Below are 5749 nucleotides of genomic sequence, written 5' to 3' on the forward strand. Positions count from 1 at the left end.
GCTGGGCGCGATTCGGCTGCGCGGGCCGGCTGGGCCGGGGCGGCATCGCGGCTGCGACGGCGCCGATCGCTCCGTTCCGGACGGTCGTCGTTCTTGGGGCGGGTGTCAGGCTGCCGGGCTTTCGGGGCTGGCTCGGCGGGCGTAGCCGGTTCAGCAACCGGTGCAGCAGCCGGCGCAACAGCCGATTGGCCCTGCCAGCGCGGGATCTTCTGGCGAGTCAGTTTTTCGATGTTCGCCAGATTCTCGGCATCTTCTGGCGTCGCGAAGGAAATCGCCGTGCCGGTTCGCCCGGCCCGACCGGTGCGGCCGATGCGGTGCACATAATCATCCGGGTGCCACGGCATGTCATAATTGACGACATGCGACACGCCGGGGATGTCGAGGCCGCGGGCAGCCACGTCGCTGGCCACCAGGATGGTGATGTCGCCCTGCTTGAAGCGGTCCAACTCGCGGATGCGGTCGGCCTGTTCCATGTCGCCGTGGATCTGGCCCACCGGCAACCGGGCGCGCTTCAGTTGCTCGGTCAGATCGCGCACCATCGTCTTCTTGTTGCAGAAGATGATCGCGGTCTTCACGTCCTCTGCCTTGAGGATGGTGCGGATGAGGTCACGCTTGTCGCGCGATGTCGTCTCCACCACCCACTGGGTGATGTTGGTGTTGGTGCTGGCGGCACGTGCCACCTCGATGCTCTTCGGCGAATCCATGAACTGGTCCGCCAGCTTCTTGATCGGCGGCGGCATGGTGGCCGAGAACAGCAGGGTCTGGCGGGCCTTGGGCAGCTTGGAACAGATCTGCTCGATATCGGGGATGAAGCCCATGTCGAGCATGCGGTCGGCCTCGTCGATCACCAGCATGGCGCAACCCGACAGCAATATCTTGCCGCGCGCGAACAGGTCCATCAGCCGGCCCGGCGTGGCGATCAGCACGTCAACGCCCTTTTCCAGCGCACTGAGCTGATCGCCCATCGACACGCCGCCGATCAGCAGCGCCATCGAAAGCTTGTGATATTTGCCGTATTTCTCGAAATTCTCGGCGACCTGCTGGGCCAGCTCGCGGGTCGGCTCCAGGATCAGGCTGCGCGGCATCAGGGCGCGGGAGCGGCCCTCGGCCAGGATGTCGATCATCGGCAGCACGAAGCTGGCGGTCTTCCCCGTGCCGGTCTGGGCGATGGCGATGATGTCCTTGCCCATCAGCACCGAAGGGACGGCCTGGCGCTGGATCGGCGTGGGCGTGTCATAGCCGCTGTCTGCAACGGCGCGCAGCAGGGCATCGGAAAGGCCCAGGTCGGAAAAGCTCATCGGGTTCCTGTGATTGCAGCCGCGATCCGGCCTGCTCGGGGCCTTGGCCGCCGGAGCGTCAAAAGTCAATGAAAAGCGCCCAAACGCGAAGGGGCGGCCATTGCTGGCCGCCCCCTGCTGTTGCGCTTCAGGCCTTGATCAGAAGCGGAAACCGGCTGCCACACCATAACGCCGGGGTTCCAGCGTGAAGATGTTGGTGAACAGGCCCGACGACTGGTCGGTGAGATAGAGACCGGTGATCGCGTTGTTGTCGGTCAGGTTCTGCACGAAGGCGCGGATATACCACTTGTCATCCGGTCCGTTGAACTGCGCCTGGGCGTTGATCACCGTGTAGCTCGGCACCCGGTTGACCGCACCGTTGAAGATGTTGCCAAAGCTTTCGCCGGTGTGGGCCATGTCGACCCGCGGCACGAAGCTCATGTTCTCGCCCACCGGGAAGGTATACTGGATACCGGCCGAGAACTTGTACTGCGGCGCCTGCGGCAGCTGGTTGCCGATGATGCTGGTCGGCACGCCGTCAGCCAGCATCGCGAACTGCGTACCGGCCGCCGCTGCCCCGACGATGTCGCAGAGCGAGAAGGCACCGCCAATCCCCGGCGCCAGGCCGCTGTCTGACGGGAAGTCCGTCACCCCCTGCAGGTTGCCACCGCCCGGCACGCCGAAGGGCGCAAAGGCACCGGCATTGAGGCCTGCATTGACGCCGTTGACGAAGGCGCGGGTGGCGGCCTGGCCGCCGGCGCCGTTGTTGACGACCGCGCAGGTGTAGGCGTTCGCCAGGTCCTTCACCAGCACGGCATCGCTGCGGCCGCCAGACGGATCGCGCAGGTTCACCAGCGGCTGCGAGTTGGTCACCTCGGTCTTCAGGTACGAGGCACTGAGGTTGACCAGCAGGCGCCGGGTGGGCTGCAGTACGAATTCGCCCTCGATCCCGTAAACATTGGCATCGATATTGTCGTTCACCGAGGTGCGGGCGATGATGCGGCTGAGCTGCAGGCCCTTGTACTTGTAATAGAAGGCGGTGAGGTTGGCGCGCAACGTGCCATCCAGGAAGCTGTTCTTCGAGCCGACTTCGAAGGCGTCGATGAACTCCGGATTGAAGGTGTCACCCACGCCCGGAATGATGATCTGCAGCGGCGGGTTGATGCCGCCCGACTTGTAGCCGCGCGAGTAGGAGGCATAGAGCAGATTGTCGTCCGTCACCTGCCAGTCGAGGACGACGCGGCCGGTGAATTCGGAGAACTTCGCCGACTTCTCGGAGAACAGTTGCCGCCCGGGCGCCAGGCCGTCGGCATCGTAGGTGGCAGCGCCCGGCGAATTGAAGACATCGCCGCGGAAGTTGAACGGGATGATCCCGAACCCGCCCGAGGTAACGAGTGTCGAGCGCGCCCGTACGAACTTGTCGTCGTTGTTGTAGCGCAGGCCGGCCGTCAGCTTCAGCGTGTCGGTGAAGTTGAAATAGGCTTCGCCGAAGATGCCGTAGGACCGCAGCCGGTACAGGTCGTTGGCGTTGCGGAACATCGGCGGGCCGGCATAGCCAGCCCCGCCGCCGAGAACGCCGGCGAGATAGTCGATCGTCCAGCTGTTGACATAATAGTCGCCCTGGCGGGTCTTTCCGTCGACATAGATGCCGCCGAGGATGAAGTTGAACCTCCCGTCAAATTCAGACGTGATGATGGCTTCGAGCGTCTTGGTGTTCGAGCTGCCCTGCGACCGGTCGAACTGGAGAGGGGTCGACGCGCAGATGCGGTTGCCGCCATAGGCGCCAGTCATGCTCGGCTCGGCCTGCGAGGTGCAGAACTGGTTGCCGCTGCTCAGCGCACTGACAATGTTGGCAAAGCCGGGCACGCCGCCCATGCTGGGCGGCAGGCCGGCAATGAACCCAAGGGTGGCCAGGCCGGCGGCAGCAACCGCCGGGTTGGCCACCGACAGGTTATAGTCATTCTGGCTGTCGATCGCGTTGCGCTGGTACATGCCGGTCAGCTGGGCCTTGATCGGGCCAAAGTCATGCTGCACGCGCAGCATGTACTGCTCTTCCTCGGCGAAATAGGTCGGGTTGAAGTTGGTCCGCACCTGGCGCACGCTCGCTGGGGTTTCGTTGCCGGACCATGTATAGGCATCGGTCCCATAGACGCTGCCCAGCCCCAGACCGGCTGCGGAGGCTCCCAGCACAGTGCCGAGGAACTCCCGGCTCAGCAGCGTGCCGGTGAAGGTGGAATTGGCGTTGATCTTGTCGTTGTCGCGCCGTGCCGGCAGGCAGCCCAGCACCCCGGTCGGGTCGCGCTGGCACAGCTGCTTCTGGACGCGGCTGCGGTTGCTGTCCTCCTTGAAATAATAGGCCATGGCATCGACCGTAGTGTCCTCGCTGGGCTGCCAGCGGATGCTGCCGCGCAAGGCGAAGAGGTCACGGCCGTCGATGCGGGTGTTCTGGAACAGATTCTCCGTGAAGCCGTCGCGCTTCAGATAGGTGCCGGCCACACGCACGGCCAGCGTGTCGGTGATGGGCAGGTTGAACATGCCCTTCAGCCGCAGTGAGTTGAAATTGCCATATTCCACTTCGCCGGCGGCGTGGATGGCGTCGGTGCGTGGCTTGGCGTTGATGAAGTTAACGACACCGCCGGTGGCGTTGCGGCCGAACAGCGTGCCCTGCGGGCCGCGCAGCACTTCCACGCGCTCCACGTCGAAGAACTCGGCTTCGAACAGGCGGGTGCCGAACAGCGGCATGCCTTCGCTGTGGATGGCGGTGGCGGCATCGCAGGCAAAGCCCACGCACAGATCGCCGATGCCGCGGATGGTGAAGCTGGCGCCGGTGAAGTTGGTCTTGGTGAAGGTGATGTTGGGCAGGGTCAGCTGGATGTCGAGCGGGTTGTTGATCTGCTGGCGCTGCAGGGCCTGGGCATCAAAGGCGGTGACCGCAATTGGCACGTCCTGCAGGCTCTGCGCGGTGCGCTGCGCGGTGACGACGATCTCCTCGATCCCCGTGTCTTCGGCCTGCGCGGCGGCTTGCGCGAAGGCGGGCGCGGCCAAGAGGCCGATCAGCGACGCGCTGGCCACCAAGCCGGCACGGAATCCAGACGTGATCTTCATTGGTTTCCTCCCCAAAAACTCCCAGGCGGAACCCATCTTTGATCGGCTCTTGCGGCCGGGTCCCGAGCGTTGCCATGACGACGCCGAGCGCCGTCAATCTGCAACAATCAGTTTGGACAGGCCGCCCGGCCTTTGTCCAGTGCGGTCAATACGCATGGCCTGTGGCGGCGCGAGAGCGTCTGCCGCTGTGGCCCAACTGCAACAAGTGGCGCGGCCAAGTGCTTGCCGGGCTGGGGATTCGGCGCGACGATGTCAGCGCCGCCGCGCGCCCGGCTTGCGCTCGGGCGGCACCGGCACGATGGCGGTGATGCCGCATTCCCCGCCCGAACGGGCGCCCACCGCATCGCGGCCGGCGCATAGCTCGCCGGCGCGGGTGGGTTGATAGTAAAAGCCCTGGTAGAAGGACAGGGCCGGGCAATCCTCGGCCAGCAGCATGCGCCAGCGTTGCCCGCCCTTCAGCGTCACCTCGATGCTGCGTTCGCCCAGCAACTGGGCAGCGCGCATGGTGTTGATGGGGATGCACTGGCGGGCGGCGCGGCGGCTGGCGGCCGTGGCCCCCGGGGTGCGCACCGGCGGGCCGCCTGGCCGCACCGGCATTCGCCGCCACGCCTGGCCGTCGAAATCCGGCGGTGGCACAGGCTTGGCGGCCGGCCTGGGGGCAGGCGCTTCCTGCGCTGCCGAACCCGCCAGGGCCAGCATCGCCAGTGAAATTGCCAACAGCCCTGCCTTCACCGAACAGCCGCACCTTTCCCGCCAGATGCGGCACACGCCGCACCAGAAGCCCCATCGGCAGGCCGCCCCCGCAGCCATGAACCGGTTTTGCTGGCGGCCAGCCCTTGAACCGATGCTGAATGAAGCGGCTGCGGCGCCGCTGCGGTTCATGCCGAGCGCGAATCGCGCTAGAGGACGCGCCATGGATTTGCCCGGCCTGCCGCCACCTCCCGATGCCGCCGCGCTGGCCGCGCTCAAGGCTGCGGCCGGCAGCGATTGGACGTGCGATCCCCAGCTGATCACGCCGCGCCTCACCGATTGGCGCGGCCGCTTCACCGGCGCCACGCCGCTGATGCTGCTGCCGCGCGACACCGCCGCGCTGGCCCGCATCGTCGCCGTGGCCGCGGCGCACCGGGTGGCGCTGGTGCCGCAGGGCGGCAACACCGGGCTGGTGGGCGGCGGGGTGCCGCCGGCCGATGGTTCGGCCGTGCTGGTCAATCTTTCGCGCATGAACCGCATCCGGGCGCTTGATGTGCCGGGCCGGCTGCTGGTGGCCGAAGCCGGGGTGGTGCTGGCCGATGTCCACGCGGCGGCCGCGGCAGCGGGCCTGTCCTTTCCGCTGTCGCTGGGCGCCAAGGGGAAATCGGCCAGCACCA

General features: G+C 66.3%; 4 protein-coding genes. 1 reads left to right on the plus strand and 3 read right to left on the minus strand.

Going from position 1 to position 5749, the window contains the following annotated elements:
- The 3 genes from GJV64_RS10625 to GJV64_RS10635 all read right to left on the minus strand — a co-directional run.
- A partial coding sequence (locus GJV64_RS10625) for a DEAD/DEAH box helicase (protein WP_164157208.1) occupies positions 1-1298 on the minus strand: 1298 nt, incomplete at its 3' end.
- A 138-nt stretch (positions 1299-1436) separates the two neighbouring features.
- A complete protein-coding gene (locus GJV64_RS10630; RefSeq protein WP_205599595.1) occupies positions 1437-4382 on the minus strand; it encodes a TonB-dependent receptor in 2946 nt (981 codons plus the stop codon).
- A 252-nt stretch (positions 4383-4634) separates the two neighbouring features.
- On the minus strand, positions 4635-5099 hold the full coding sequence (locus GJV64_RS10635; protein WP_164157209.1) for a hypothetical protein: 465 nt from the start codon (positions 5097-5099) through the stop codon (positions 4635-4637).
- Positions 5100-5295: 196 nt separating this feature from the next.
- On the opposite strand from GJV64_RS10635, the gene GJV64_RS10640 reads away from it, so the two are divergent.
- On the plus strand, positions 5296-5749 hold a 454-nt coding region (locus tag GJV64_RS10640; RefSeq protein WP_205599596.1), incomplete at its 3' end, for an FAD-binding protein.

The sequence above is a fragment of the Sandarakinorhabdus rubra genome (assembly GCF_010994245.1).
GTDB lineage: Bacteria > Pseudomonadota > Alphaproteobacteria > Sphingomonadales > Sphingomonadaceae > Sandarakinorhabdus > Sandarakinorhabdus rubra.